The sequence below is a fragment of the Bosea sp. F3-2 genome (assembly GCF_008253865.1).
Lineage (GTDB): Bacteria > Pseudomonadota > Alphaproteobacteria > Rhizobiales > Beijerinckiaceae > Allobosea.
In genome coordinates this window covers 2,713,343-2,737,267 of record NZ_CP042331.1, presented here as the reverse complement: position 1 = coordinate 2,737,267, position 23,925 = coordinate 2,713,343, and the positions used below count along the sequence as shown (strand labels likewise).

18 protein-coding genes are annotated in these 23,925 nt (G+C 66.4%); 15 read left to right on the top strand and 3 right to left on the bottom strand.

Annotated features, from left to right (window positions below):
* The first annotated feature begins 227 nt into the window (after window positions 1-227).
* From FQV39_RS12625 to FQV39_RS12605, 5 genes are all read left to right on the top strand, one after another.
* Entirely contained in the window at window positions 228-683 is a 456-nt protein-coding gene (locus FQV39_RS12625; protein WP_248313348.1) for a MerR family transcriptional regulator, read from the top strand.
* Window positions 684-975: 292 nt separating this feature from the next.
* Window positions 976-2,772 (top strand): acyl-CoA dehydrogenase C-terminal domain-containing protein, encoded by a 1,797-nt coding sequence (locus FQV39_RS12620; RefSeq protein WP_149130601.1) that lies wholly within the window; start codon window positions 976-978, stop codon window positions 2,770-2,772.
* 219 nt (window positions 2,773-2,991) lie between these two features.
* Window positions 2,992-4,200, top strand: coding sequence for an acetyl-CoA C-acetyltransferase (locus FQV39_RS12615; protein ID WP_149130600.1), 1,209 nt, complete (start codon window positions 2,992-2,994; stop codon window positions 4,198-4,200).
* 171 nt (window positions 4,201-4,371) lie between these two features.
* Window positions 4,372-6,576, top strand: a complete 2,205-nt coding sequence (locus FQV39_RS12610) for an FAD-dependent oxidoreductase (protein ID WP_149130599.1) — start codon at window positions 4,372-4,374, stop codon at window positions 6,574-6,576.
* Between the two features lie 14 nt (window positions 6,577-6,590).
* Window positions 6,591-7,085 (top strand): peptide deformylase, encoded by a 495-nt coding sequence (locus tag FQV39_RS12605; RefSeq protein ID WP_149130598.1) that lies wholly within the window; start codon window positions 6,591-6,593, stop codon window positions 7,083-7,085.
* 12 nt (window positions 7,086-7,097) lie between these two features.
* Here FQV39_RS12605 and FQV39_RS12600 read toward each other — a convergent pair whose 3' ends face one another.
* Window positions 7,098-8,201: a serine hydrolase domain-containing protein gene (locus tag FQV39_RS12600; protein WP_149130597.1), complete on the bottom strand. Its 1,104-nt coding sequence runs from the start codon at window positions 8,199-8,201 to the stop codon at window positions 7,098-7,100.
* 28 nt (window positions 8,202-8,229) lie between these two features.
* Window positions 8,230-9,570 carry an omega-aminotransferase AptA gene (aptA, locus tag FQV39_RS12595; RefSeq protein ID WP_149130596.1) on the bottom strand — a complete coding sequence of 447 codons (1,341 nt, stop codon included), beginning with the start codon at window positions 9,568-9,570 and terminating at the stop codon, window positions 8,230-8,232.
* 177 nt (window positions 9,571-9,747) lie between these two features.
* On the opposite strand from aptA, the gene FQV39_RS12590 reads away from it, so the two are divergent.
* From FQV39_RS12590 to FQV39_RS12580, 3 genes are all read left to right on the top strand, one after another.
* The gene (locus FQV39_RS12590; RefSeq protein WP_149130595.1) at window positions 9,748-11,547 is read left to right on the top strand and encodes a tetratricopeptide repeat protein; all 1,800 of its coding nucleotides are present in this window, start codon (window positions 9,748-9,750) and stop codon (window positions 11,545-11,547) included.
* A 175-nt stretch (window positions 11,548-11,722) separates the two neighbouring features.
* Complete coding sequence (locus FQV39_RS12585; RefSeq protein WP_149130594.1) at window positions 11,723-13,216, top strand: EAL domain-containing protein; 1,494 nt, start codon at window positions 11,723-11,725, stop codon at window positions 13,214-13,216.
* 271 nt (window positions 13,217-13,487) lie between these two features.
* A complete protein-coding gene (locus FQV39_RS12580) occupies window positions 13,488-14,357 on the top strand; it encodes a TIGR01459 family HAD-type hydrolase (protein ID WP_248313347.1) in 870 nt (289 codons plus the stop codon).
* A 127-nt stretch (window positions 14,358-14,484) separates the two neighbouring features.
* Here FQV39_RS12580 and FQV39_RS12575 read toward each other — a convergent pair whose 3' ends face one another.
* The gene (locus FQV39_RS12575) at window positions 14,485-14,871 is read right to left on the bottom strand and encodes a response regulator (protein ID WP_149130592.1); all 387 of its coding nucleotides are present in this window, start codon (window positions 14,869-14,871) and stop codon (window positions 14,485-14,487) included.
* Window positions 14,872-15,120: 249 nt separating this feature from the next.
* On the opposite strand from FQV39_RS12575, the gene FQV39_RS12570 reads away from it, so the two are divergent.
* The 7 genes from FQV39_RS12570 to FQV39_RS12540 all read left to right on the top strand — a co-directional run bounded on the left by FQV39_RS12570 (window position 15,121) and on the right by FQV39_RS12540 (window position 23,922).
* Entirely contained in the window at window positions 15,121-15,576 is a 456-nt protein-coding gene (locus FQV39_RS12570; RefSeq protein ID WP_282570332.1) for a MaoC family dehydratase, read from the top strand.
* Window positions 15,577-15,671: 95 nt separating this feature from the next.
* A complete protein-coding gene (locus tag FQV39_RS12565; protein WP_149130591.1) occupies window positions 15,672-16,670 on the top strand; it encodes a bifunctional riboflavin kinase/FAD synthetase in 999 nt (332 codons plus the stop codon).
* Window positions 16,671-16,876: 206 nt separating this feature from the next.
* Window positions 16,877-19,948 carry an isoleucine--tRNA ligase gene (gene ileS / locus FQV39_RS12560; protein WP_149130590.1) on the top strand — a complete coding sequence of 1,024 codons (3,072 nt, stop codon included), beginning with the start codon at window positions 16,877-16,879 and terminating at the stop codon, window positions 19,946-19,948.
* Window positions 19,948-20,433 (top strand): signal peptidase II, encoded by a 486-nt coding sequence (gene lspA, locus FQV39_RS12555; RefSeq protein WP_149130589.1) that lies wholly within the window; start codon window positions 19,948-19,950, stop codon window positions 20,431-20,433. Before ileS ends, lspA begins: the two co-directional genes overlap by 1 nt.
* A 71-nt stretch (window positions 20,434-20,504) precedes the next feature.
* Complete coding sequence (locus tag FQV39_RS12550; RefSeq protein WP_149130588.1) at window positions 20,505-21,161, top strand: hypothetical protein; 657 nt, start codon at window positions 20,505-20,507, stop codon at window positions 21,159-21,161.
* A 122-nt stretch (window positions 21,162-21,283) separates the two neighbouring features.
* Window positions 21,284-22,573 carry a M16 family metallopeptidase gene (locus FQV39_RS12545; RefSeq protein ID WP_248313346.1) on the top strand — a complete coding sequence of 430 codons (1,290 nt, stop codon included), beginning with the start codon at window positions 21,284-21,286 and terminating at the stop codon, window positions 22,571-22,573.
* Between the two features lie 53 nt (window positions 22,574-22,626).
* Entirely contained in the window at window positions 22,627-23,922 is a 1,296-nt protein-coding gene (locus FQV39_RS12540; protein ID WP_149130587.1) for a M16 family metallopeptidase, read from the top strand.
* Window positions 23,923-23,925 lie beyond the last annotated feature (3 nt).

The window sequence follows — 23,925 nt, the reverse complement described above, 5'->3', positions numbered from 1 at the left end:
GACATTTGGCCGGCATGGTAAACAGCGGGTTAAGAAACGGCTCCGAGACCGTTAATTTTTTCCGAATGGCGCTCGGGAAGCCGGTGGCGGCGCTGATGTAACGGTAACTTACCCCGGCAAAGGGACGTATTACCTGACGCAACGACAGCGTCTTCCCTAAGAGGAAGTATCCCGATCGATGCTGCCGCATGGGCAGCGATTCGATCCCCGCAAGGAACGAAACCTCCATGTCACGCCAAAGCCTGGCTATGGCGGGTTCTTCGAGTCATGAAGCCCGCTCCGCGACGCCTGCCCAAGCCGATGAGGCCGGCGAATACACCATCAGCGATCTCGCCCGCGATTTCGGCGTCACGCTGCGCACCCTTCGCTTCTACGAGTCGCGCGGCCTGATCGCGCCCACGCGCTCGGGTATGGCGCGCGTCTATTCGGCCCGCGACCGGGCCCGCCTCGCGCTGATCCTCAAGGGCAAGCAGCTTGGTTTCACGCTCGTCGAGATCCGCGCAATGCTCGCCAACGAGGACAAGAAGGGCGGCGCTGCCGACAAGGCTGCCAATGTCGGCGGGTTGCAGCTCAGCCGCGACCAGATCGTCGAACAGCTCGATCTGCTGCGCAGCCAGCGCGCCGAGATCGAAAGCGCGATCACCGAGCTCGAGGCCTCGTTGGCCCGCCTGCCTAAAGCCTGATCGCTATAGCATCGGACCGAAAAGTGGAATGCACTTTTCGGAAAAATCCGATGCTACAGCAAAGAGATAGATCGCCACTTTGCGTCCGAAAGGACGCATGGCGATCTAGCGCATCAGCCTTCATGAAACCCCGGCTTTGCCGGGGTTTTTTGTTGTTGCATGGACAGCACCCGTCCGCAGAGTGACAAAATGCCGGTGTACCCGTTGCAAGTCGAACGAGATTGTTTATATATGAACTATCTTGAGGCGCTCCCGACAGAGGTGAGTGGCCCGCGACGAGAGGGAGGACCACATGCCGGTCTACAAGGCACCCGTCGACGATACGCTTTTCCTGCTCAACGACGTCTTCAACATCGAGCGCTACAACAACCTGCCGGGCTTCGCCGATGCGAGCGCGGACGTGATCGAGGCCGTGCTCGGCGAGGGCGCCAAGCTCTGTGAGGAAGTGCTTCAGCCGATCAACTACTCCGGTGATCAGGAGGGCTGCACGCGCCATTCCGACGGCCGCGTGACGACGCCGAAGGGCTTCAAGGAAGCCTATGAGGCCTATGCCGGCGGCGGCTGGATCGGCCTCGCGATGGACCCGGAATATGGCGGCCAGGGCCTGCCCTACACGCTCGGCGCCGTGATGAATGAATATGCCTCGGCCGCGAACATGGCCTTCGCCATGTATCCGGGCCTGACCATGGGCGCGATCGCCGCGCTCTATGTCCACGGCTCGGACGAACAGAAGCGCGCCTATCTGCCCAAGATGATCGAGGGCAAATGGTCGGGTACGATGAACCTGACCGAGCCGCATTGCGGCACCGATCTCGGCCTGCTCAAGACCAAGGCCGTGCCGAACGGTGACGGCTCCTACGCCATTACCGGCACCAAGATCTTCATCTCGGCCGGCGAGCAGGACATCACCGAGAACATCATCCATCTCGTGCTCGCCCGCATCGAGGGCGCACCGGCCGGCACCAAGGGCATCTCGCTCTTCGTCGTGCCGCGCAACAAGATCGGCACAGATGGCTCGGTGGGCGCCAATAACGGCGTTGCCTGCGGCTCGATCGAGCACAAGATGGGCATCCACGGCAACGCCACCTGCGTGATGAACTACGACGGCGCGCAGGGCTGGCTGGTCGGCGAGGAGAATCGCGGCCTCAACGCCATGTTCGTGATGATGAACGAGGCCCGCCTCGGCGTCGCGATCCAGGGCCTCGCCCAGTCCGAGGTCGCCTATCAGAACGCTGTCGTCTACGCCAAGGAGCGCCTGCAGGGCCGCTCGCTCACAGGTCCGAAGAACATTGCCGGCCCGGCCGATCCGATCATCGTCCATCCCGACGTGCGTCGCACGCTGATGTCGATCAAGGCTTTCAATGAGGCAGCGCGTGCCTTCGTGCTCTGGAACGCGCTGCAATCCGATATCGCCCATCGCTCGGGCGACGCCGCCGAGCGCCAGGCCGCCGACGACCAGCTCGGCCTGATGACGCCGGTGCTCAAGGGCGTGCTCACCGATATCGGCTTCGACAACGCGGTGAAGGCGCAGCAGATGTTCGGCGGCCATGGCTACATCGCAGAGACCGGTGTCGAGCAGTTCGTGCGCGATGCCCGCATCGCCATGATCTACGAGGGCGCCAACGGTGTGCAGGCCATGGACCTCGTCGGCCGCAAGCTCGGCCGCGACGGTGGCCGCGGCATCATGGCCTTCTTCAACGAGGTCGGCGGCTTCCTCAAGGAGAATGCCGAGGACGAGGCGCTGAAGCCCCTGCTCGGGCCTCTCCAGGTCTCATTGGGCCATCTGCAACAAGCGGCGATGTGGTTCATGAATAACGCGCTCGCCAAGCCCGACCATGCCGGGGCCGGCGCGAACGACTTCATGCATCTGCTCGGCCTGGTCTCACTCGGCTACATGTGGGCGAAGATGGCGAAGGCGGCGCTGGAGAAGCTCAAGGCCGACGCCGACGGCGCTGCCGAGCGGATGAGCGCCAAGCTGGTGACGGCGCGCTTCTTCATGGAGCGCACCTTGCCGGAGACCGCCGCCCATCTGGCGCGTATCACCGCCGGCGCGGACACGACCATGGCGTTGGCGCCTGAGCAGTTCTGATAGGCTGATAGGTTTCGGCCGTCATCCCGGACAAGCCGCAAAGCGGCGCCGATCCGGGATCCATCATAGAGCTCCGGCGCCCTTCGATGGATCCCGGATCTCCGCTTCGCTCCGTCCGGGATGACGGCGCGTTTCTTTCGATGACTCTCGGTTCGATGCGGCGCAGTCTGGCGCCGACATGACGAGCCGCAAACGACCGGCCACTCCGGGAGGAGCAACATGGCAGACGCATTCATCTACGATCACGTCCGCACGCCGCGCGGCAAGGGCAAGGCGGACGGTTCGCTTCACGAAGTCACGGCGATCGAGCTCGGCACCCAGGCCCTGCGCGCCATCAAGGACCGCAACGGCCTCGATCCGCTCCTCGTCGAGGACGTGGTGATGGGCTGCGTCGATCCGGTCGGCGAGGCCGGCGCCGACATCGCCCGAACCGTCGCGCTCAAGGCCGGCTACGGCAAGGAAGTGCCGGGCGTGCAGATCAACCGCTTCTGCGCCTCGGGGCTCGACGCCGTGAACCTCGCCGCAGCCCAAGTTATGTCCGGCCAGAAGGAGATGGCGATCGGTGGCGGCGTCGAATCCATGTCGCGCGTCGGCATGGGCGCTTCCGGCTTCGGCATTGCGGTCGACCCCAGCGTCGCCATTGACACCTATTTCATGCCGCAGGGCGTCTCGGCCGACCTGATCGCGACGAAATACGGCTTCTCGCGCGACGATGTCGACGCCTTTGCCGTCCGCTCGCACCAGCGCGCCGCGAACGCCTGGAAGGAGGGTCGCTTCAGGAAGTCCGTGATCCCCGTCACCGACGTCAACGGCCTCACCATCCTCGATCATGACGAGACGATCCGCCCCGACGCCAACATGCAGGCGCTCGCGGCGCTGAAAGCCTCCTTCGTCCAGATGGGCGAAATGGGGGGCTTCGATGCGGTCGCCACCGCGGCTCATCCTGACGTCGAGTTCATCAACCACGTCCACCACGCCGGTAACTCCTCCGGCATCGTCGACGGCGCGGCGGCCGTGCTCGTCGGCTCGAAGCGGGCCGGCAAGGCTGCGGGCCTGAAGCCGCGCGCCCGCATCAAGGCCTTCGCCACGGTTGGTTCCGACCTCGCGCTGATGCTGACCGGCCCGGTCGACGTTACCGAGCTCGTGCTGAAGAAGGCCGGGATGAAGAAGAAGGACATCGACCTCTTCGAGCTGAACGAGGCCTTCTCCTCCGTCGTGCTGCGCTATCAGCAGGCGCTCGACATCGACGACGAGATCCTGAACGTCAACGGCGGCGCCATCGCCATGGGCCACCCCCTCGGCGCGACCGGCGCCATGGTGCTGGGCACGGTGCTCGACGAGCTGGAGCGGCAGGACAAGCAGATCGCGCTGGTGACGCTCTGCGTCGCGGTCGGCATGGGCGTCGCCACCATCATCGAGCGGGTTTGAACCACACCGTCATTCCGGGGCGGGCCGGAGGCCCGAGCCCGGAACCCATGACCACCGGCCGATGCGGAGGAGCGCAGCGGCCGCCGCATCAGGCCAGTTACCGAAAGTCGCGTTCATGGGTTCCGGGCTCCTCGCTGCGCTCGGCCCCGGAATGACGAGGGAGGACCTAATATGAACCTCACCAATTTCCGCTTCGAGACCGACGCCGACGGCATCGCCGTCGCGACCTGGGACATGCCCGGCCGCTCGATGAACGTCATCACCCCCGAGGTGATGGAAGAGCTCAACCGGATCGTCGACAAGGTGGCCTCGGACGAGGCCATCAAGGGCTGCGTCGTCACCTCCGGCAAGGAGAGCTTCTCCGGCGGCGCCGACCTCACCATGCTCCAGGGCCTGCGCGATCTCTATGTGAAGCTCGCCAAGGAGAAGGGCGAGCAGGTCGCGCTGCAGAGCTTCTTCGACGAGAGCCGCAAGCTCTCGCTGCTCTACCGCAAGCTCGAAACCTGCGGAAAGCCCTTCGCCGCCGCCATTCACGGCGTCTGCCTGGGCGGCGCGTTCGAGCTCTCGCTCGCCTGCCAGTACCGTGTCGTCTCCGACGATGCGGCAACCCGCGTCGGCCTGCCCGAGATCAAGGTCGGGCTGTTTCCGGGCGCCGGCGGCACCCAGCGCGTGGCGCGCCTGATGCAGACCGGCGACGCGCTCCAGATGATGTTCAAGGGCGAACAGGTTAAGCCGCTGCCGGCGCGCAATTCCGGCCTCGTCCATGCGGTCGTGCCGCGCGCCGACATCGTCCAGAACGCCAAGGACTGGCTCCAGGCCAATCCGCAGGCGACCGCGCCCTGGGACCAGAAGGGCTACAAGCTGCCCTCCAACAAGGTGCATTCGCCGGCCGGCATGCAGATCTGGCCGCCGGCCAACGCGATCTATCGCCGCGAGACCAACGACAACTACCCGGCTGCCCGCGCCATCCTCTCGGCGGTCTATGAAGGCCTGCAGCTCCCGATCGACCTCGCTCTGAAGGTCGAGAGCCGCTACTTCGCGAAGATCCTGCGCACGAAGGAGGCGGCTTCGATGATCCGCTCGCTCTTCGTCTCGATGCAGGAGCTGAACAAGGGGGCCCGCCGCCCGGCCGACGTGCCGCCCTCCAAGCTCAAGAAGGTCGGCGTCATCGGCGCCGGCTTCATGGGTGCTGGCATCGCCTATGTCACGGCGCAGGCCGGCCTCGAGGTCGTGCTGATCGACAAGGACATCGAGGCGGCCGAGAAGGGCAAGGCCTATTCGCACAAGCTGGTCTCCGACCAGATCATGAAGGGCCGCGCCAAGACCGCCGACCGCGACGCGCTGCTTGGCCGCATCAAGGCCTCCGCCGACTATGCCGATCTCAGGAGCTGCGACCTGATCGTCGAGGCCGTCTTCGAGGACCCGAAGGTCAAGGCCGAGGTCATCGCCAAGGTCGAGGCCGTGGTCGGGCCGCGCACCATCTTCGGCTCCAACACCTCGACGTTGCCGATCACGGGGCTCGCGTCGCATTCCCAGCGGCCGAGGAACTTCATCGGCATCCATTTCTTCTCGCCGGTCGAGAAGATGCTGCTGGTTGAGGTCATCATGGCCAAGAAGACCGGCAAGAAGGCGCTCGCCATGGCGCTGGACTATGTCCGCGCCATCAGGAAGACCCCGATCGTCGTCAACGACACCCGCGGCTTCTACGCCAATCGCTGCGTCGGCAACTACATCCGCGAGGGCCACCTCATGCTGATGGAGGGCGTGCCGCCGGTCATGATCGAGGCGGCGGGCAAGCAGGCCGGCATGCCGGTCGGCCCGCTCTCGCTCAATGACGAGGTCGCGGTCGACCTTGCCTACAAGGTGCTGAAGGCGACCAAGGCCCAGCTCGGCGAAGGCGCGGTCGACCCGGCGCAGGAGAAGCTGCTCTCCGACATGGTCGAGAAGCACGGTCGTCTCGGCCGCAAGAACAAGAAGGGCTTCTACGACTATCCGGAAGGCGGGCCGAAGCGGCTCTGGCCGGGCCTTGCCGAGCTCGTCGGCAAGCAGCTCGACCCTGAGAGCGTCGACATGGAGGAGTTGAAGCACCGTCTTCTGGTGACGCAGGCTCTGGAAGCCGCGCGCACCTATGAGGAAGGCGTTGTCACCGATCCGCGCGAGGCCGATGTCGGCTCGATCATCGGCTTCGGCTTTGCGCCCTTCTCGGGCGGCACGCTCTCCTACATCGACAATATGGGCGCGGCCGGTTTCGTGAAGCTCTGCGAGAAGCTGGCGAAAGCCCATGGCGAGCGCTTCAAGCCGAACCGGCTGCTGAAGCGCATGGCCAAGACCGGCGAGAGCTTCTACGGCACGGCGGAGAAGAAGGCGGCGGCCTGAGCGGGCCGCCAGCCATGGCCATCCGGCCGATCATCCGCTTTCCAGATCCGCGCCTGCGCGTGGCGGCCGAGCCCGTCACGCGCTTCGACGTGGATCTGCGCGCGCTTGCCGATGACCTGCTCGACACGATGCGTGCCGCGCCGGGCGTCGGCATCACCGCGCCGCATCTCGGCGTGCCCTTGCGGCTCGTCGTGTTGGAATTGGCGCCGGGAGAGGCCGGGGTCTACGTCAACCCGGTGCTGCTTTCGGCTTCGGCCGAGACGATCCGCCATGTCGAAGGCAGTGTCTCGATGCCGGGCGTGACCGACGAGATCGAGCGGCCGGCGCAGGTGACGATCGGCTATCGCGATCTCGAGGGCGTCGAGCGCACGGAGGCGGCAGAAGGCTTCCGCGCCGTCTGCCATCAGCACGAGATTGACCAGCTCGACGGCATCTTCTGGATCGACCGCCTGTCGCGGCTCAAGCGCGACCGGCTGATTGCCCGCTACAACAAGCTGTCGCGCGCCTGAGAAGGGCGCCCGCTACTGGGCCAGTGCACCGAAGACGAACTCGCTCGTCAATCGAACCGGCATCTTCCAGCTATCCGGCACGTTGTAGTTGCCGGCGACCATGGCGATGACGAGCTGGTGTCTGGGCGCGACGACGAGGCGCTGCCCGCCATTGCCGAAGGCCCCGTACCAGGGCGCGCCGGACCGGTCTCGGCCCAGATACCATTGATAGCCATAGCCGAGCCCGTCGGGGAGCCGTGTATGCGGCGTCAAACCCTGCTCCAGCCAGTCCGCAGGCACGATCCGGCGGCCATCATGGCGCCCCTTGTCGAGTACGAGCTGGCCGATCGCGGCGAGATCACGCGGGCGCAGGCGCAGGCCCGACGCTGCGGCCTCCTCGCCGTTGGTGCCGCTCGTCCAAGTGAAGCGGTCGATGCCGAGCGGCGCGAACAGGCGGCTCGACGCGAACAGGCCGAGCCGCTGGCCGGCGCCCCTGGCAATGAGGTGGCCGAGCAATGCGGTCGCTCCGCCGCTATAGGTCCAGACTTCGCCGGGCGGGCGGACAATCGGCCGGTCGAGGATGAAGCGGTAACGATCGGAGGCGTGCTCCATCGCGATCTCGCTGTTGCGCGGATCGCTGTAGGGCAGGGATTCATCCCATGCGAGACCCATGGTCATCGTCAGCACATGCTCGATCCTGAGCCGCTGTCGGCTCGGATCGGCGGCGAGGTCCGGATAGTCCGGAAAAAGCGCAATCAGGGGCGCGTCCGGTTTCGGAACCAGCCCCTCGGCGAGCGCGATGCCGTAGAGCAGCCCGACGATGCTCTTCGACACTGAGCGGAGATCATGGAGTTCATCGGCGTTGAAGGCGACAATGCCTCGGCTGTCGCCCCAGATCTCATCCGCGCCGGCGAAGTAGTGCTCCATCGCGATCTTGCCGTGCCTGAGCACGACCAGCCCGTGAAGCCCCTTCAGTTCGCCGGCGGCGAAGGCCTTTTCGATGCGCTCGTTCGCGTCGGGCCGGAAACCCGACTCGGCGAGCGACAGAGTCTGCCACTGACGGACCGGCATCTGCGCTGTGGCGGGGTGCACCATCAGTGCCCCTGCCACACCAGCAAGGAAGGCGCGCCGATCCATGTCCGGCAGATCCCTGTCCGTCGGCGCCTCAGTTCGCCACCGCCCGGATCGTCCGGCGCAGCTTGCCGATCAGCTCCTCGACCTGGGATTCGCTGATGATCAGCGGCGGCGAGAAGGCGATGGTGTCGGCGGCGGTGCGGATCATCAGCCCTTCCTCGTGGAAGCTGCGCTCGATCGCCTCGTAGCCGCGCTTGCCGGGGCCTTCCGCCCGCGGGGCGAGGTCGACGGCGCCGACGAGGCCGAGCGTGCGGATGTCGACGACGTTCGGCTCGCCCTTCAGGCTCATCACCGCATCGGCCCAGCTCGCTTCCATCGCGCGGGCGCGCTCGAACAGCCCCTCGTCGCGATAGATGTCGAGCGAGGCGAGCGCAGCGGCAGCGGCCAGCGGATGGCCGGAATAGGTGTAGCCGTGGAACAGCTCGATGACGTTGTCCGGGCCGTTCATGAAGGCGTCGTAGATATGCTTGCGCACGATCACGCCGCCCATCGGCACGGTGCCGGAGGTCACGCCCTTGGCGAAGGTGATCATGTCCGGGATCACGCCGTAGCGCTCGGCGGCGAAGGCGAAGCCGAGGCGGCCGAAACCGGTGATGACCTCGTCGAAGATCAGGAGGATGCCGTGCTTGTCGCAGATCTCGCGCAGGCGCTTGAGATAGCCCTTCGGCGGCGGTAGCGCGCCGGTCGAGCCTGCCATCGGCTCGACGATCACGGCGGCGATGGTCGAGGCGTCGTGCAGCGCGACGATGCGCTCGAGGTCATCGGCGAAATGCGCGCCGTATTCCGGCTCGCCCTTGCTGAAGGCCTGCTTCTCGCGGTCATAGGTATGGGCGAGGTGGTCGACGCCGGTGAGCAGCGAGCCGAAGAACTTGCGGTTGTTCGACATGCCGCCGACCGAGATGCCGCCGAAGCCGACGCCGTGATAGCCGCGCTCGCGGCCGATCAGGCGGGTCTTGGCGGCCTTGCCCGAGACATTCCAGTAGGCGAGGGCGATCTTGAGGGCCGAATCGGCCGCCTCCGAGCCCGAGCCGGCGAAGAAGACATGGTCGAGATCGCCCGGCGCCAGCGCCGCGATCCGCGCCGCGGCGGCGAAGACCTTCGGATGGCCGTACTGGAAGGAGGGGGCGTAGTCGAGATCGCGCGCCTGTGCCTGGATCGCCTGGATGATCGGCTCGCGGGCATGGCCGGCATTGCAGCACCACAGGCCCGCCGTTCCGTCCATCACCGGCTTGTTTTCGGGCGTGTAGTAGAACATGCCCTCGGCGCGGGAGACCATGCGCGGGTTCTTCTTGAACGACCGGTTGGCGGTGAACGGCATCCAGTAGGCTTCGAGGTCGTTCGGTGTGCCGACGGCGGAAGGTGCGGAAGTCATCGAAGGCCCCTGTGGATTAACCTTGGTTGAACCTAGCAGGCGAAAGCGGACTGTAAATCGCCATGATGGCACGCCATGGCTGCACCAGATGGATGGCGGCCGGAGCGAAGGCTGCAGGTGACGTTAGGTCGCCGATGGCGTAATCTCCCCACTTGGGGCACAGGCGAACGGACCCCGATGACGGAAGGCGATGGTGATCCTGGACGGCTGGACGAACGGGCCGCGGCGATCCTTCGCGCGGAGTTGGCGCGTGTCCTCGCTTCCGATGCCTTTCGCGCCGCGCCTCAGCTTTCGGCCTTCCTGAGCTTCATCGTCGAGCGCACGATCGAGGGCCGCGCGGCCGAGCTGAAAGGCTATACCATTGCGGTCGAAGGCCTTGGGCGGCCGGCCGATTTCAATCCCCAGATTGACCCGATCGTTCGGGTCGAGGCGGGGCGGCTCAGGCGTGCGCTGACGCAATACTACGCCGGGGAGGGCCAGGGCGATCCCGTCGTGATCTCGATGCCCGTTGGCGGATATGTGCCCGTCTTCGAGGTCATCGAGCCGGGTGCGGAGATTGCCTGGGAACCGACCTCGGCCCTCGTCGTTCGTGATGATTCCACCGCGATAGAGGCGCTCCCGCTCGCAAAGGCCGCTGATCGCACCGCCACGCGGCGGTGGTCCATCGTCACGGCTGTCGCGCTCGCTGCGGGGCTTCTCGCGCTCGGCTGGTGGTATCTGGCGCCGGCTGATGCGCCGACCGAGCTCAGCTCGGCCAAGACAGCCGGAATCGAGCAGGCCACGGGTGGGCAGCCGGGAATCGCGACCCCACTCCAGCTCGTCCATGTGGCGATCGCGATCCCGATGGTGCCGTCGGATCCCAAGCTGGCGCGCATCCTGCGCCAGTTCTCCGATCTGCTTGTCGATGCCATGGCCCGCTTCGACGATCTCGTGACGATCAAGGCCCCTCCACCGGGGACGGCGGCGGCGGATGTCGACTACGTTTTCGAGATGAGCGTCCAGCCCGTCGACGGTGGCGTCGAGGGGCTGGGACGCCTGCGTTCCGTTCGGGACGGGCGCATCGTCTGGACGGCGTCGTCTGGCCGGCCATCGCTCGATCTTCTGCAGGACGCCGACCTTGCCGAGATGGCGCGCAGGCTGGCAACCAGGCTGACGGAGCCGTTCGGCATCATCCCTGCCGATGCGCGCCAATCGCAGCCGTCATCGGCGGTTCGTTGCATTCTGCAGGCTTTCGATGCGCGCCGGACGATGACGCCGGAGGACCATCTCGCCGCCCGATCTTGCCTCGAGAAGCTGATCGAGCATGACCCGAGCTTCTATCCGGCATGGGCCCATCTCGCCATCATGACGCTCGGAGAGTACGGCTCGGGCTTCAATCCGGACGCCCTCGTTCCCAAGGGTGTCGGCGGCACCGACAAATCGCCGCTTGATCGCGCCCTTGCCGCGGCCCTGACGGCCATTCGCCTGGCTCCGTCCGGTGCACGGGCCTACCAGGCCATGATGAAGGTCTTGTTCCTGCGCGGATCGGCCGAGGAAGCGCTTCAGAAGGGGCGGGACGCTCTGACGCGCAATCCCTATGATCCGGACATCATGGCCGATCTCGGGGCGTTCTATGTCCGGCGGGGCCGTTCGGTAGAAGGATTGCCGCTGCTCGAGCGTGCGGTCGCGCTCAGTGTCGGGCGGCCGCCGCGCTACGACTTCTATGCTTTTCTCGGAGCTTATCTGATCGGCGCCAAGAAGGTCTCAGCGAGCTATGCAGCCCTGCTCAGCGCCGACACGAGCCCCTTTGGCCTCCTGGCCCAGGCGCTATATGCCGCGTCGGATGATGACGCGGCGACCCAAGCGAAAGCCATCGCGCAGCTCCGGGACAAGGCGCCGCTCTTCGGCAAGGATCCGCGTGCATACTTCGCCCGCAAGGGTTTCGCCGATGAGGTGACGAGTCAGATCCTGGCGGCGCTCGGGCTCGACAAGCCCTGAGATCGGCCTCGCGCGGCATCGTTGCGCTTTCAGGCGCGCGCCATACGCTCCGGAACATGGTGATGCAGGCGCGGATAAGGCTGCTCGCATAACGCTGCGCGCACGGGTACTCTGCCTCTCAGCGTTGTGATTCGTTCCCAATTTCCGATCAACCCCTTGTAGCGCGAACGCTGCCGTGGCCCCTTTGCGCCTGAAAGCCCTGCATCCTCTCACCGGTGCGATCGCCGGGCTTTCCGTTGGCGCGGTCATGACGATTCTGCTGCCCGGCGGGTTGGGGACGGCGCTGGGGCTGCTTGCCTCCGGCGCTGGCGTGATGGTCGCGATGCGGACGTTCGAGCGTCGCAGCCTCGCTCGGCACGAGCAGGCTCTGGCCGGCCTCGGAGAGGTCAAGGTCAGGCTGGCTACCAATGCCATTCGGCTCGATGCCCTGTCGCAGCGGGTCGAGCAGATGCCGATGCGGGATGTCGATGCCGCACCGGCCCGGGCCGCAATTCATGAGCTCACCGCCGAGGTCGGGTTGCTCGGCGATCTGATCCATCAGGTGGCCACGACGCTTGCCGACCATGAGGCGGTTTTGGCGCGGTTGCCCGAACCGGCGGCTGCCGCTCCGGCGCTGCCCGCAACCGCCATTCCCGAAGTGGTCCTCGATCCGGAAGCGGCGCGCCGCGCCCGCGCCGAGCAACAGGCCGCCGAGCGTGCCGCTGCCGCCAAGGCCGCGCAGGAAGCGGCCGAGGCCGAGCGCGCCGCGCTTATCGGCCGGGCGCTCAGCGAAGGGCGCCTCGAGGTCCATCTTCAGCCGATCGTGTCGCTGCCGCAGCGTCGTACACAAGGCTACGAAGCGCTGGCGCGTCTGCGGCTCGACGAGAACACCCTGCTCCTGCCGCACGAGTTCCTCGACACCGTCGAAGCCCGCGGCTTCGGGCCGACACTCGACGCGCTTGTCCTGACCCGAGCCCTGGCGATCGCCCGCCATCTCGCCTCGAAGGATGGAGGCATCTTCGTCTCCTGCAATTTCAGCGCGGCGACCTGGGGCTCGTCACGTGCCTTGGCGGCTCTCACGCGCATCCTCGACAAATATCGCGAGCACACCGGGCATCTCGTCATCGAGATGCCTCAGACCGTCTTCCGGAACCTCGATCCGACGAGCCTCGGCCTGCTTGGCGCGATGTCGGCGAATGGCGTGCGGTTCGCGCTCGACCATCTCGTTGACCTGCGGCTCGATCCCCGCGCCCTGTTCGACCGTGGGATGCGCTTCATCAAGGCTCCGGCGACGCTGCTGCGGGATCATGCCGAAGGCAAGGTCGTCAGCGATATTGCAGCGGGCGATCTTGCGGTGATGCTGGGCAGGGCGTCGATCACGCTCGTCGCCGAGCACGTCGAGGACAACCCGCTGGCTGCCGACATGATCGAGCTCGGCGTCACGATGGGGCAGGGGCAGGCGTTCTCGCCGCCGCGCCCGGTCAAGCCGGAAGTCTTCGCGGAGCCAGAGGCGGCGCCTGCGCCTTCTCCTGCCGTCTCGGCCCTGCCGGCCACGCGGCCGGCGGCTGCCAACGACGTCGCCCGCCCGATCGCGGCTGCCGAGCCGCCTTCCGCTCCGGCCGCAGCGCCCCCGGATAGCCGGCCCGAAAGGCTGCCGTTCCGCTCGGTGCTGCGCCGCGCCAGCGCGTGACGCGCGCCTCGACGCAACATCCGGTTCCGCTCCCGGCGAATCCCGTCTAGACCAGCTCAGTGAGGCGCCGATGCCTCCTCTGGAGCATGCTGGATTTTCACGGAGACGGTGTCGTCATTCCGGACAAGCCGCGACAGCGGCGCTGATCCGGAATCCATCATAGGGCTTAAGCGCTCTACGATGGTTTCCGGGGCAAGCCCGGAATGACGGCGCGTTTCCGTGAAAAGTCAGCAGGCTCCAGATCACCGTTATCGCATCGGAGATCGAGACAGTGTCGCCATTGGGGATCGCTTCCACCATCCCGCTTTCGGGCTTTTCCGAGGTCGCGGATCGCTTCGATCTCTGCCTCTGCGATGTCTGGGGCGTGGTCCATAACGGCGTCGCCGCCTATCGTGACGCGCTCGTGGCGCTGATGCGTATGCGCGAGCGCGGGATCAGCGTCGTCCTCGTGACCAATGCGCCGCGCCCGAGCGAGGTCATCATCGAGCAGCTCGACGGTTTCAGCGTGCCGCGCGAAGCCTGGGATGCGATCATCACCTCCGGCGATGTCTGCCGCTCCCTGATCCGCGCGCGCCCCGGCGAGCCGATGTATCGGCTCGGTCCCGATCGGGATCTGCCGCTGATCGCCGGTCTCGATGTGCGGGAAACCACCCCCACTGAGGCTGCCTATGTGCTCTGCACCGGGCTGTTCGATGACGAGAACGACACGGCAGCGACCTATGCCGATCTGCTCGTCGGCTTCGCCGCGCGCGGGTTGCCGCTGATCTGCGCCAATCCCGATCTCGTCGTCGAGCGCGGTGGCCGCATCATTCCCTGCGCCGGTTCGATCGCGCTTGCCTATGAGGAGATCGGCGGACAGGTGATCTATGCCGGCAAGCCGCACCGGCCGATCTATGAGGCGGCTCTGGCCGCAGCCGAGGAGAAGCGCGGCGCGGCGATTGCCCGCGACAGGATCTGCGCTGTGGGCGATGCCATCCGCACCGATATCGCCGGCGCGTCAGGCTTCGGCGCCGCCGGCATCATGGTGCTGGCCGGCATCCATGCCCAGGATCTGATGGAGGCGTCGTGGGACGAGCGTCACGGCTGGTTCGGCCGGCAGACGCATCGCCCGGCCTATGCCATGCCGCATCTGGTCTGGTGAGATTGTGGAGCCGCTCCTCCGTCATTGCGAGGAGCGCCAGCGACGAAGCAATCCAGGGGGACTGGGCTGAAGCGTTCGACCCGGTCCCCCTGGATTGCTTCGCTACGCTCGCAATGACGCGCACGTCTCAGGCGGCGGCGCAGACCGATTCGATCTTGGTCTTCAGCATCTGCGCGTTGAACGGCTTCACGATGTAATTGCTGACGCCGGCCTTCTTGGCCGCGATGACGTTCTCGGTCTTCGACTCGGCCGTGACGATGATGAACGGCGTCTGCGAGAGCGTGGTCTCCTCCCGCACCTTCTGCAGCAGTTCGAAGCCGCTCATCGGCTCCATGTTCCAGTCGGAGATCACGAGGCCGTATTTCTTGTCGCGCATCTTCGCGATCGCAGCCGAGCCGTCCGAGGCGTCGTCGACATTCTCGAAGCCGAGCTGCTTCAGCAGGTTGCGGATGATCCGGATCATCGTTTGGTAGTCGTCGACCACCAGGATCGGCATGGACGGATCGAGAGCCATTGTGATGCTCCAGGCAGGGCAGTTGCGGCGCCGGAACATACCGACACTGCGCCGCCCGTTCGGGGCGGCGTCCACTCGCATTCGGTGATACCGCTGGCGTGTTGCGAAGCGGTTAATCCGATCGCCGAGTGACCGTAGGGCAGGGTGGCGCGCCGCACCAAAGTCCAATTGCCCTTATTTTGCAGTTGCGAGATGCTTAAGCCAATCGAGGACAGGCGCTGGGGTGCGCCTGCAAGCCGCGAGAGCTCAATGATTGTTCAGCCGATGCCCGGCGCACTTTACATCGTTCATGCCTTCGAGGATCTGGCGATCGGCCAGTCCGAGAGCTTGATGCGGACTGTGATGGAGCGCGATATCGCCCTCTTCGCCGAGCTTTCGGGTGATGCCAACCCCATCCATCTCTGCGACCATTTCGCCGCTGGCACCAAGTTCGGCCAGCGTATCGCCCATGGCATGCTGACGGCGAGCCTGGTTTCCGCCCTGCTCGGCACGCGCCTGCCCGGTCCCGGTGCGGTCTATCTCTCGCAGACGCTGACCTTCCTGGCCCCGGTCAAGATCGGCGATGTCGTCACGGCCCGCGTCGAGGTCGTCGAACTCGTCGCGGAACGCCGCCGGGCACGCTTCTTCTGCGAGTGCCTGGTCGACGGCAAGGCGGTGATGGAAGGCGAAGCCTGGGTGGCCATGCCGCCGAAGCCCAAATCCTGAGAGGTTCGTTCGGCCGCGGCCTTGACGCCCCACCGGACTTCGCCGCAAAGACGACCATCGCCCGGCTTCAGCGGGCAGACGGACGTTCCTCATCGATGTCATCCCCAGCCGATGCGCCGTTGCGCCCCGAGCCGGCGGCCGTGGTCCTCGACCTCGACAAGCCCATTCCCGCTGGCCTGCGCGGCGCCGTCCTCGCGCTCGGCAATTTCGACGGTGTCCACCGCGGCCACGCCGAGCTCGCCCGCGTGGCGGGCGTCATGGCGCGCGATCTCGGTACGGTGCCGGCCGCCTTCACCTTCGAACCGCATCCGCGCAGCGTCTTCCGCCCCGAGGAACCCGTCTTCCGGCTGACGCCGCCGCAGCTCAAGCTCGAATTGCTGGCTGATGCCGGCCTGGCTCAGGTCTTCGTCCTGCCCTTCGACCGCGAGATCGCAGCGATCACGGCCGAGAAGTTCGTCGATGATCTGCTCGTCGGCCGGCTCGGCGCCTCTGGCCTTGTCTGCGGCTATGATTTCCATTTCGGCAAAGGCCGCACCGGCTCGCCGGAGATGTTGCAGGCCCACTGCCTGACGGCCGGCGTCCCGGTCCGCGTCGTGCCGCCCTTTGCCTGGCAGGGGGAGGCGGTGTCGTCGACGCTGATCCGCACGGCGCTGGAAGAGGGCGATGTTGCCCGCGCCGCGGCGTTTATCGGGCGGCCCTGGTTCGTGCGCGGCCTCGTCGCCCATGGCGACAAGCGCGGTCGCGACCTCGGCTATCCCACCGCCAATATGCAGCTCGCCCGCGACTGCAAGCTGCGGCACGGCATCTATGCGGTGCGGATGAAGATCGACGGCGTCTGGCACGACGGCGTCGCGAGCTTCGGCCGCCGCCCGACCTTCGATGACGGGGCGCCGCGGCTGGAGACCTTCGTCTTCGATTTTTCCGGCGATCTCTACGGCAAGCGCGTCGATGTGGCCTTCGTCGACTGGCTGCGCGGCGAGGAGAAGTTCGACTCGCTGGAGGCGCTGATCGTCCAGATGGACGCCGACAGTGCCCGCGCACGCGACATTCTGGCCAGGACCCCTGCTTTCGACGCGCCGCCCTTCCTTCCGTGAGCCCCGCCTGCTAGAAGCCCTTCATGCCCGCTGAACGCGCCATGCTGATTGATCTTTCCCGGCGAATTACGGGCCCGGCTGCCGCCTCGCGCTAGACAGGCGCGGGCGCTTGCGCAGTCCGGGTTGAAGACCGCTTTTCCCGTTTCATGAGTGGACGCGCTTGGGCTCGCCGAACGGCCCGCCGTCCCGACTGTCCGAGCCGGATGATGACCGACAAGACCAACAACGCCAAAGCCGCCCAGACCGCAGGTGACGGCGTCGATTACTCGCAGACGCTGTTCCTGCCCCAGACCGAGTTCCCGATGCGTGCCGGCCTGCCGCAGCGCGAGCCGGAACTGCTCGCCCGCTGGGCGAAGATCGACCTCTACCGCAAGCTGCGCGAGGCAGGCCAGGGCCGGGACCGCTTCGTCCTGCATGATGGCCCGCCCTATGCCAACGGCAACATCCATATCGGCCATGCGTTGAACAAGGTGCTGAAGGACCTCGTCACGCGCTCGCAGCAGATGCTCGGCTATGATTCCAACTATGTGCCGGGCTGGGACTGCCACGGCCTGCCGATCGAGTGGAAGATCGAGGAGCAGTACCGCGCCAAGGGGCTGAACAAGGACGACGTGCCAGTCGTCGAGTTCCGCAAGGAGTGCCGTGCCTTCGCCGAGCACTGGGTCGATGTCCAGCGCGAGGAGTTCAAGCGCCTCGGTGTCGAGGGCGACTGGGCCCATCCCTATCTCACCATGGCCTACCCGGCCGAGGCCCAGATCGCCCGCGAGATCATGAAGTTCGCCGAGACCGGCCAGCTCTATCGCGGCTCCAAGCCGGTGATGTGGTCGGTGGTCGAGAAGACCGCGCTCGCCGAGGCCGAGGTCGAGTACGAGGAACATACCAGCGACGCGATCTATGTTCCTTTCCCGGTGGTTGATGCTGTCATTCGCTCTACGAGTGGCGATGCGTCACAGGCACGCATTCACACGGCAGATAATCCATCGTTGCTCGGTGCTTCCATCGTCATCTGGACGACCACGCCCTGGACGATCCCCGGCAACCGCGCGATCTCCTACAGCCACAAGGTCGCCTACGGCCTCTACAAGGTGACGGCTGCGCCCGAGAACAACTGGGCCAAGGTCGGTGCCACCTACATCCTCGCCAAGAACCTCGCCGAGAGCGTCTTCAAGGCGGCCAAGGTCGAGGCTTTCGAGCTCGTCGCGGATGTCTCGGCCGAGCAGATCGCCGGGCTCACCGCCGCCCACCCGCTGCGCGGCCGCGGCTATGACTTCGACGTCCCGCTCCTCGACGGCGACCATGTCACCGACGATGCCGGTACCGGCTTCGTCCACACCGCGCCGAGCCATGGCCGCGAGGACTTCGATATCTGGATGGCGAATGGCCGGATGTTGACCGAGCGCGGCATCGAGACCCGCATCCCCTACACCGTCGATGCCGATGGCCGCTTCACCAAGGAGGCGCCGGGCTTCGAGGGCGCGCAGGTCATCACCGACAAGGGCGACAAGGGCAACGCCAACGACGTCGTCATCAAGGCGCTGGTCGAGGCCGGCAACATCATCGCGCGTGGCCGTCTGAAGCACCAGTATCCGCATAGCTGGCGCTCGAAGAAGCCGGTCATCTTCCGCAACACGCCGCAATGGTTCATCGCCATGGACAAGCCGATCGGGGAGGCGCCTTCGCCGACCGGCATCGGCGAGATCGCGCCCACGCTCGGTGGCAATACCGACACGCTGCGCAACCGCGCGCTGCGGGCGATCAAGGAAACCGAGTGGGTGCCCGCCGCCGGCGAGAACCGCATCACCGGCATGATCGCCAACCGGCCGGACTGGGTCGTCTCGCGTCAGCGCGCCTGGGGTGTGCCGATCACCGTCTTCGTCGAGAAGGAGACCAAAGAGATCCTCGTCGACGCCAAGGTCAACGCCGCCATCGCCCAGGCCTTCGAGGCCGAGGGCGCCGATGCCTGGTTCACCGATACGGACGGCGCCCGCTTCCTCAAGCCCTTCGGCTACGATCCGGCGAACTATGAGCGCGTCACCGACGTGCTCGACGTCTGGTTCGACTCAGGGTCCACCCATGCCTTCACCCTGGAGAAGCGCGCCGATCTGCGCGCCCGCCGCAAGGATGAGGATGGCAAGGACCGCGTGATGTATCTCGAAGGCTCCGACCAGCATCGCGGCTGGTTCCATTCGAGCCTGCTGGAAAGCTGCGGCACGCGCGGCCGCGCGCCTTACGACATCGTCCTCACCCATGGCTTCTGCCTGGACGAGAAGGGCGAGAAGATGTCGAAGTCGAAGGGCAATGTCACCGCCCCGCAGGACGTCATCAAGGATTCCGGCGCCGACATCCTGCGCCTGTGGGTCGCGGCGGCGGATTATTCCGACGATTTGCGCATCGGCAAGGAGATCCTGAAGACCTTCGTCGAGACCTATCGCAAGCTGCGCAACACCATGCGCTGGATGCTCGGCACGCTCGCCCATTTCAGCGAGGAGATCCGCGTTACCGAGCCGCAGATCATGCCGGAACTGGAGCGGCTGATGCTGCACCGGCTTGCCGAGCTCGGGCCGCAGGTCGAGGAAGCCTATCGCACCTACGACTACAAGAAGGTGGTGTTCCTGCTGTCGCAGTTCATGAACACCGAGCTCTCGGCCTTCTATTTCGACGTGCGCAAGGATGCGCTCTACTGCGATCCGACCTCGAGCCATGTCCGCCGGAGCGCGCTGACGGTGGTCGACCATCTCTTCCGCTGCCTGACGACCTGGCTCGCGCCGATCCTGGTCTTCACTGCGGAGGAAGCCTGGCTCGAGCGCTATCCCGAGCAGAAGGCAGGCGAAGGCTCGGTGCATCTCGAACGCTTCGCCGAGGCGCCCGCGAGCTGGCTCGATCACGAGCTGGCGGAGCGCTGGGGCAAGATCCGCCGCGTGCGCCGCGTCGTCACCGGCGCGCTGGAGCTGGAACGTGCCGCCAAGCGCATCGGCTCCTCGCTGGAGGCCGCGCCGCAGGTCTTCCTGTCCGATGCCGATCTCCATGCGGCGCTCTCCGGCGTCGACCTCGCCGAGATCAGCATCACCTCCGATATTCGCATCAAGGACGGCGAGGGGCCGGCCGAGGCCTTCCGCCTCGCCGAGGTTCCGGGCGTCGCAGTGGTGCCGCATCGCGCCGCCGGCATCAAATGCGCTCGCTCCTGGAAGTATTTCGATCCCAAATCGGCCGATCCGGCCTACCCCCAGGTGACGCCGCGCGATGCCAAGGCGCTGAAGGAGCTGGGGGCGCGCGCCTGATGACGCCTGCCCGCCGCCTTGGCCTTGCCACGGTCCTGATCGTCTTCGTCTCGGATCAGCTCCTGAAGTGCTGGCTGCTCTACAGCGTCGGGCTGGCCGAGAACGGGCCCTTTGATCTCGCTCCCTTCCTGACGATCGTGCTCGCCTGGAACCGAGGCATTTCCTATGGGCTGTTCCAGCAGGGCACCGATCTCGGGCGCTGGTTCCTCGTCGTCATCTCCTTCGTCGCGGCCGTCTGGCTCTGGCGCTGGATGTGGCGCAGTCATGACAGGCTCACGGTGCTCAGCCTCGCCCTCATCATCGGCGGTGCGCTCGGCAACGGTGTCGATCGCGCCGTTTACGGCGCGGTGGTGGACTTCGTTCACTTTCATTGGGGTAGTTTCAGCTGGTATATCTTCAACATCGCCGATGTCGCGATCGTTGTCGGCGTGGTCGGGCTCCTGTATGAGTCCTTCCGACCGGCTGGGGAAAAGACAGCTGAGTGACGGTCTCGCCATCCTTTCGCCGCTCGTTCGTGTTTGAGGCGGTTGTGAGATTGTCCAAAGGGAGATTTGATATGGCGCAACGCATCCGCGTGACGCATCTGCTGCTCGCCGGCGGGCTTGTACTGGCGGCTCAGCCTGCTTTCGCGCAAGAAGGCATGCTGTTCAAGAACCTGCTGGAAGGCACCTTCGGCGGCAAGGGGCCCGGCGACGATATCGAGTATCGCGAGCGTGCCCCGCTGGTCGTGCCGCCGAGTTCGGCGCTGCCGCGTCCGCAGGATCCGGCGAGCGCCCGTAACGCTGCCTGGCCGAACGATCCGGATGTGCAGCGCCGCAAGGATGAAGCCAATCGTCCGCCCTATGCGCTGTCCGAGAGAGCGCGCAACAACCCGGTCCTGTCGCAGGAAGAGCTGCGCCGCGGCCGCACCGCGCGCACCGAGCAGGCGCCGACGATCATCGAGGATCACAGCAACTACAACAACCAGATCCAGCCGATCCGCGTCGGCCGCGATCTCGCTGCGCGTCGCAACCAGGCCGCCGAAGATTCGCTGGCCTATGGCACCGAGCCGCAGCGTCGCCTGCTGACGGAGCCGCCGGTGGGCTATCGTCGCCCGGCTGACACGGCAGGGCTCGGTCCGGGCCGCGGTGGTCCGGTCGAGGACAAGCAGGCTGTTGGCCAGCGCGAGTTCGTGACCGGCCAGGGGCCGGTGATGCTGGTCAAGCCCGAGTAAGGCTGATCTGCGGGACCGGCTGAGGCAAGCCTCTTGCCGAAGCGGCACAAGCTGACCAAGTTCTCTTTCGGGGCGGGCGCATCGTGCCCGCCCCTTTGTGTCTCAGCAGGAGATCGCGTCAGGTGAACATCCATGCGCGCCAGCCCGGTCTGGCTGAGCCCGTCGAAGCCTTCCGGCTCGACAATGGCCTCGACGTCGTCGTCGTGAAGGACCATCGGGCGCCGGTCGTGACCCACATGGTCTGGTATCGCAATGGCTCTGCCGATGATCCGGCCGGCAAGTCGGGCATCGCGCATTTCCTCGAGCATCTGATGTTCAAGGGCACCGAGCGCTGGCCGGCAGGCGAGTTCTCGAAGATCGTCGCCGGTTACGGCGGCCAGGAGAACGCCTTCACCTCCTACGACTACACCGCCTATTTCCAGCGCGTGCCGAAGGAGCATCTGCGCGCGATGATGGATTACGAGGCCGACCGGATGACCGGCCTCTCCTTCGACGAGAGTGTGGTTGCGCCCGAGCGGGACGTGGTGCTGGAGGAGCGGCGCATGCGCGTCGATTCCGACCCCGCCGCCCAGCTGGGCGAGGAATTCTCCGCCTCGCTGTTCTTCCACCATCCCTATGGCACGCCGATCATCGGCTGGGAGCACGAGATCGAGCGGCTGAACCGCGACGACGCCTTCGCCTACTACCAGCGCTTCTACACGCCCGAGAACGCGATCCTCGTCGTCGCCGGCGATACCGATGCCGCCGAGGTGCGCCGGCTCGCCGAGGAGAGCTATGGCAAGATCGCGGCCCGCGGCGCGGCGCCCGTCCGCAGCCGCCCGATCGAGCCCGAGCCGCGCGCCTCGCGCCGCGTGGCGCTGAACGACCCGCGGGTGCAGCAGCCCTCGCTGCGCCGCGGCTGGCTGACGCCGACCTATACGACCGGGGAGCGCGAGGAGGTTCTGGCGCTCGAACTCGTCGCCGAGATCCTCGGCGGCGGCACGACCTCGCGGCTCTATCGCAGGCTCTGCGTCGAGAATGAGCTGGCGGCCGGCGCCAGCGCCTATTTCATGGGCTCGATGGTCGACCGCGCCGCCTTCCAGCTTTCGGCGAGCCCGCGTCCCGGCGTCGAGATGGCGGCGATGGAGGCGGGGCTCGACACCGTGCTCGCCAGCTTCCTGGCCGAGGGGCCGAGCGAGCTGGAGCTGGCGCGCGCCCGCACCCGGCTCGTCGCCGAGACGGTCTTCGCCCGCGACAACCAGGCTTCGCTGGCGCGCATCTTCGGCTCGGCGCTCGCTGTCGGCGAGACGGTCGAGGACGTGCTCGCCTGGCCGCAGCGCATCGAGGCCGTCGGCCGCGATGCGGTGGTCGAGGCGGCGCGCCGCTATCTGAAGCCTGATCGCAGCGTCACCGGCCTGCTGCTGCCCGCCTGACCTTGCCGTCTCACCGAACGGGCGGACGCCATGCTCCGCCGACAGGAAGCGACATGAACGCGCCGATTCCGACACCCAAGCTCGACACGGCCGGCCCCGCCATCGCGGTCCAGAACGTCCGCTCGCCGGGCGGCATCGAGGCCTGGCTCGTCGAGGAGCACAGCCTGCCGCTGATCGCGGTCGACTTCGCCTTCGACGGCGGTTGCAGCCGCGATCCGGAGAATGCCGCCGGCAGCGCCTATCTGATCTCGGGCCTGCTCGATGAAGGCGCCGGCGATCTCGATGCCGAAGCCTTTCAGGGCCGGTTGGCCGATCATGCGATCAGCCTCGGCTTCGAGGCCCGCCGTGATGACTTCCACGGCCATATCCAGACCTTGTCGAGCCATCGCGACACCGCCTTCGACCTGCTTGCGTTGGCGCTGAACCAACCGCGCTTCGATGCCGATGCGGTTGCCCGTGTCCAGGCTCAGATCATCGCCGGGCTGCAGCGCCAGGCGAAGAACCCCGAAGTCATGTGCCGCAACGCGCTTTTCGCCGCGGCCTTCCCCGGGCACGCCTATGGCCGGCCCGAGAAGGGTGATGTCGACAGCGTCTCGAAGCTGGCGGGCCCGGCGCTGAAGGTGCTGACGCCGGCGCTGCTCGATCGCGGCGGGCTGAACGTCGTCGTGGTCGGTGACATCACCGCAGACGAGCTCGCCGGGCGCCTCGACCTGCTGTTCGGCGGGCTGCCGCAGGGCACGCCGCGTCCGCGCCCGTCTCAGCCCCTGCCGATCCAGGGGCTCGGCCAGACCCATGTCATCGATCTCGATGTGCCGCAGACCGTGCTGCGCTTCGTGGGGCCGGGGCTGATGTGGCACGATCCGGACTTCATCCCGGCGAGTGTGCTGAACCATATCCTCGGCGGCTCGGCCTTCACCTCGCGGCTCTTCATGGAAGTGCGCGAGAAGCGCGGCCTTGCCTATGGCGTCTCCTCCAGCCTGATGCCGCTGCGCGAGAGCTCCATGCTGGTCGGCGGCACCGCCACCCGCAACGACCGCGCCGCGGAGTCGATGCAGGTGATCCGCGAGGAGATGCTGAAGCTTGCCCATGACGGCCCGACCGAGCACGAGGTCGAGGAGGCGAAGCGCTACATCATCGGCTCCTATCCGCTGCGCTTCGACACCTCGCCCAAGATCGCCGGGGAGCTGCTGGCTCTCGCCTTGCGCGGCGACACGCCGGATTTCCTCGCCCGCCGCAACGGCCTCTTCGCGGCCGTGACGCTCGACGACGTCAAGCGCGTCGCACAGCGCCTCTTCGGCAACCCTGACCTGCTCGTTCAGGCGGTTGGCAAGCCGGTCGGGCTGGTCTGAAAT

Excerpts from the sequence above, each read along its gene's own strand:
- FQV39_RS12625 (WP_248313348.1), top strand. The coding sequence starts at position 228 with ATGTCACGCCAAAGCCTGGCTATGGCGGGTTCTTCGAGTCATGAAGCC.
- FQV39_RS12620 (WP_149130601.1), top strand. The coding sequence starts at position 976 with ATGCCGGTCTACAAGGCACCCGTCGACGATACGCTTTTCCTGCTCAAC.
- FQV39_RS12615 (WP_149130600.1), top strand. The coding sequence starts at position 2,992 with ATGGCAGACGCATTCATCTACGATCACGTCCGCACGCCGCGCGGCAAG.
- FQV39_RS12610 (WP_149130599.1), top strand. The coding sequence starts at position 4,372 with ATGAACCTCACCAATTTCCGCTTCGAGACCGACGCCGACGGCATCGCC.
- FQV39_RS12605 (WP_149130598.1), top strand. The coding sequence starts at position 6,591 with ATGGCCATCCGGCCGATCATCCGCTTTCCAGATCCGCGCCTGCGCGTG.
- FQV39_RS12600 (WP_149130597.1), bottom strand. The coding sequence starts at position 8,201 with ATGGATCGGCGCGCCTTCCTTGCTGGTGTGGCAGGGGCACTGATGGTG.
- aptA (WP_149130596.1), bottom strand. The coding sequence starts at position 9,570 with ATGACTTCCGCACCTTCCGCCGTCGGCACACCGAACGACCTCGAAGCC.
- FQV39_RS12590 (WP_149130595.1), top strand. The coding sequence starts at position 9,748 with ATGACGGAAGGCGATGGTGATCCTGGACGGCTGGACGAACGGGCCGCG.
- FQV39_RS12575 (WP_149130592.1), bottom strand. The coding sequence starts at position 14,871 with ATGGCTCTCGATCCGTCCATGCCGATCCTGGTGGTCGACGACTACCAA.
- FQV39_RS12570 (WP_282570332.1), top strand. The coding sequence starts at position 15,121 with ATGATTGTTCAGCCGATGCCCGGCGCACTTTACATCGTTCATGCCTTC.
- FQV39_RS12565 (WP_149130591.1), top strand. The coding sequence starts at position 15,672 with ATGTCATCCCCAGCCGATGCGCCGTTGCGCCCCGAGCCGGCGGCCGTG.
- ileS (WP_149130590.1), top strand. The coding sequence starts at position 16,877 with ATGACCGACAAGACCAACAACGCCAAAGCCGCCCAGACCGCAGGTGAC.
- lspA (WP_149130589.1), top strand. The coding sequence starts at position 19,948 with ATGACGCCTGCCCGCCGCCTTGGCCTTGCCACGGTCCTGATCGTCTTC.
- FQV39_RS12550 (WP_149130588.1), top strand. The coding sequence starts at position 20,505 with ATGGCGCAACGCATCCGCGTGACGCATCTGCTGCTCGCCGGCGGGCTT.
- FQV39_RS12540 (WP_149130587.1), top strand. The coding sequence starts at position 22,627 with ATGAACGCGCCGATTCCGACACCCAAGCTCGACACGGCCGGCCCCGCC.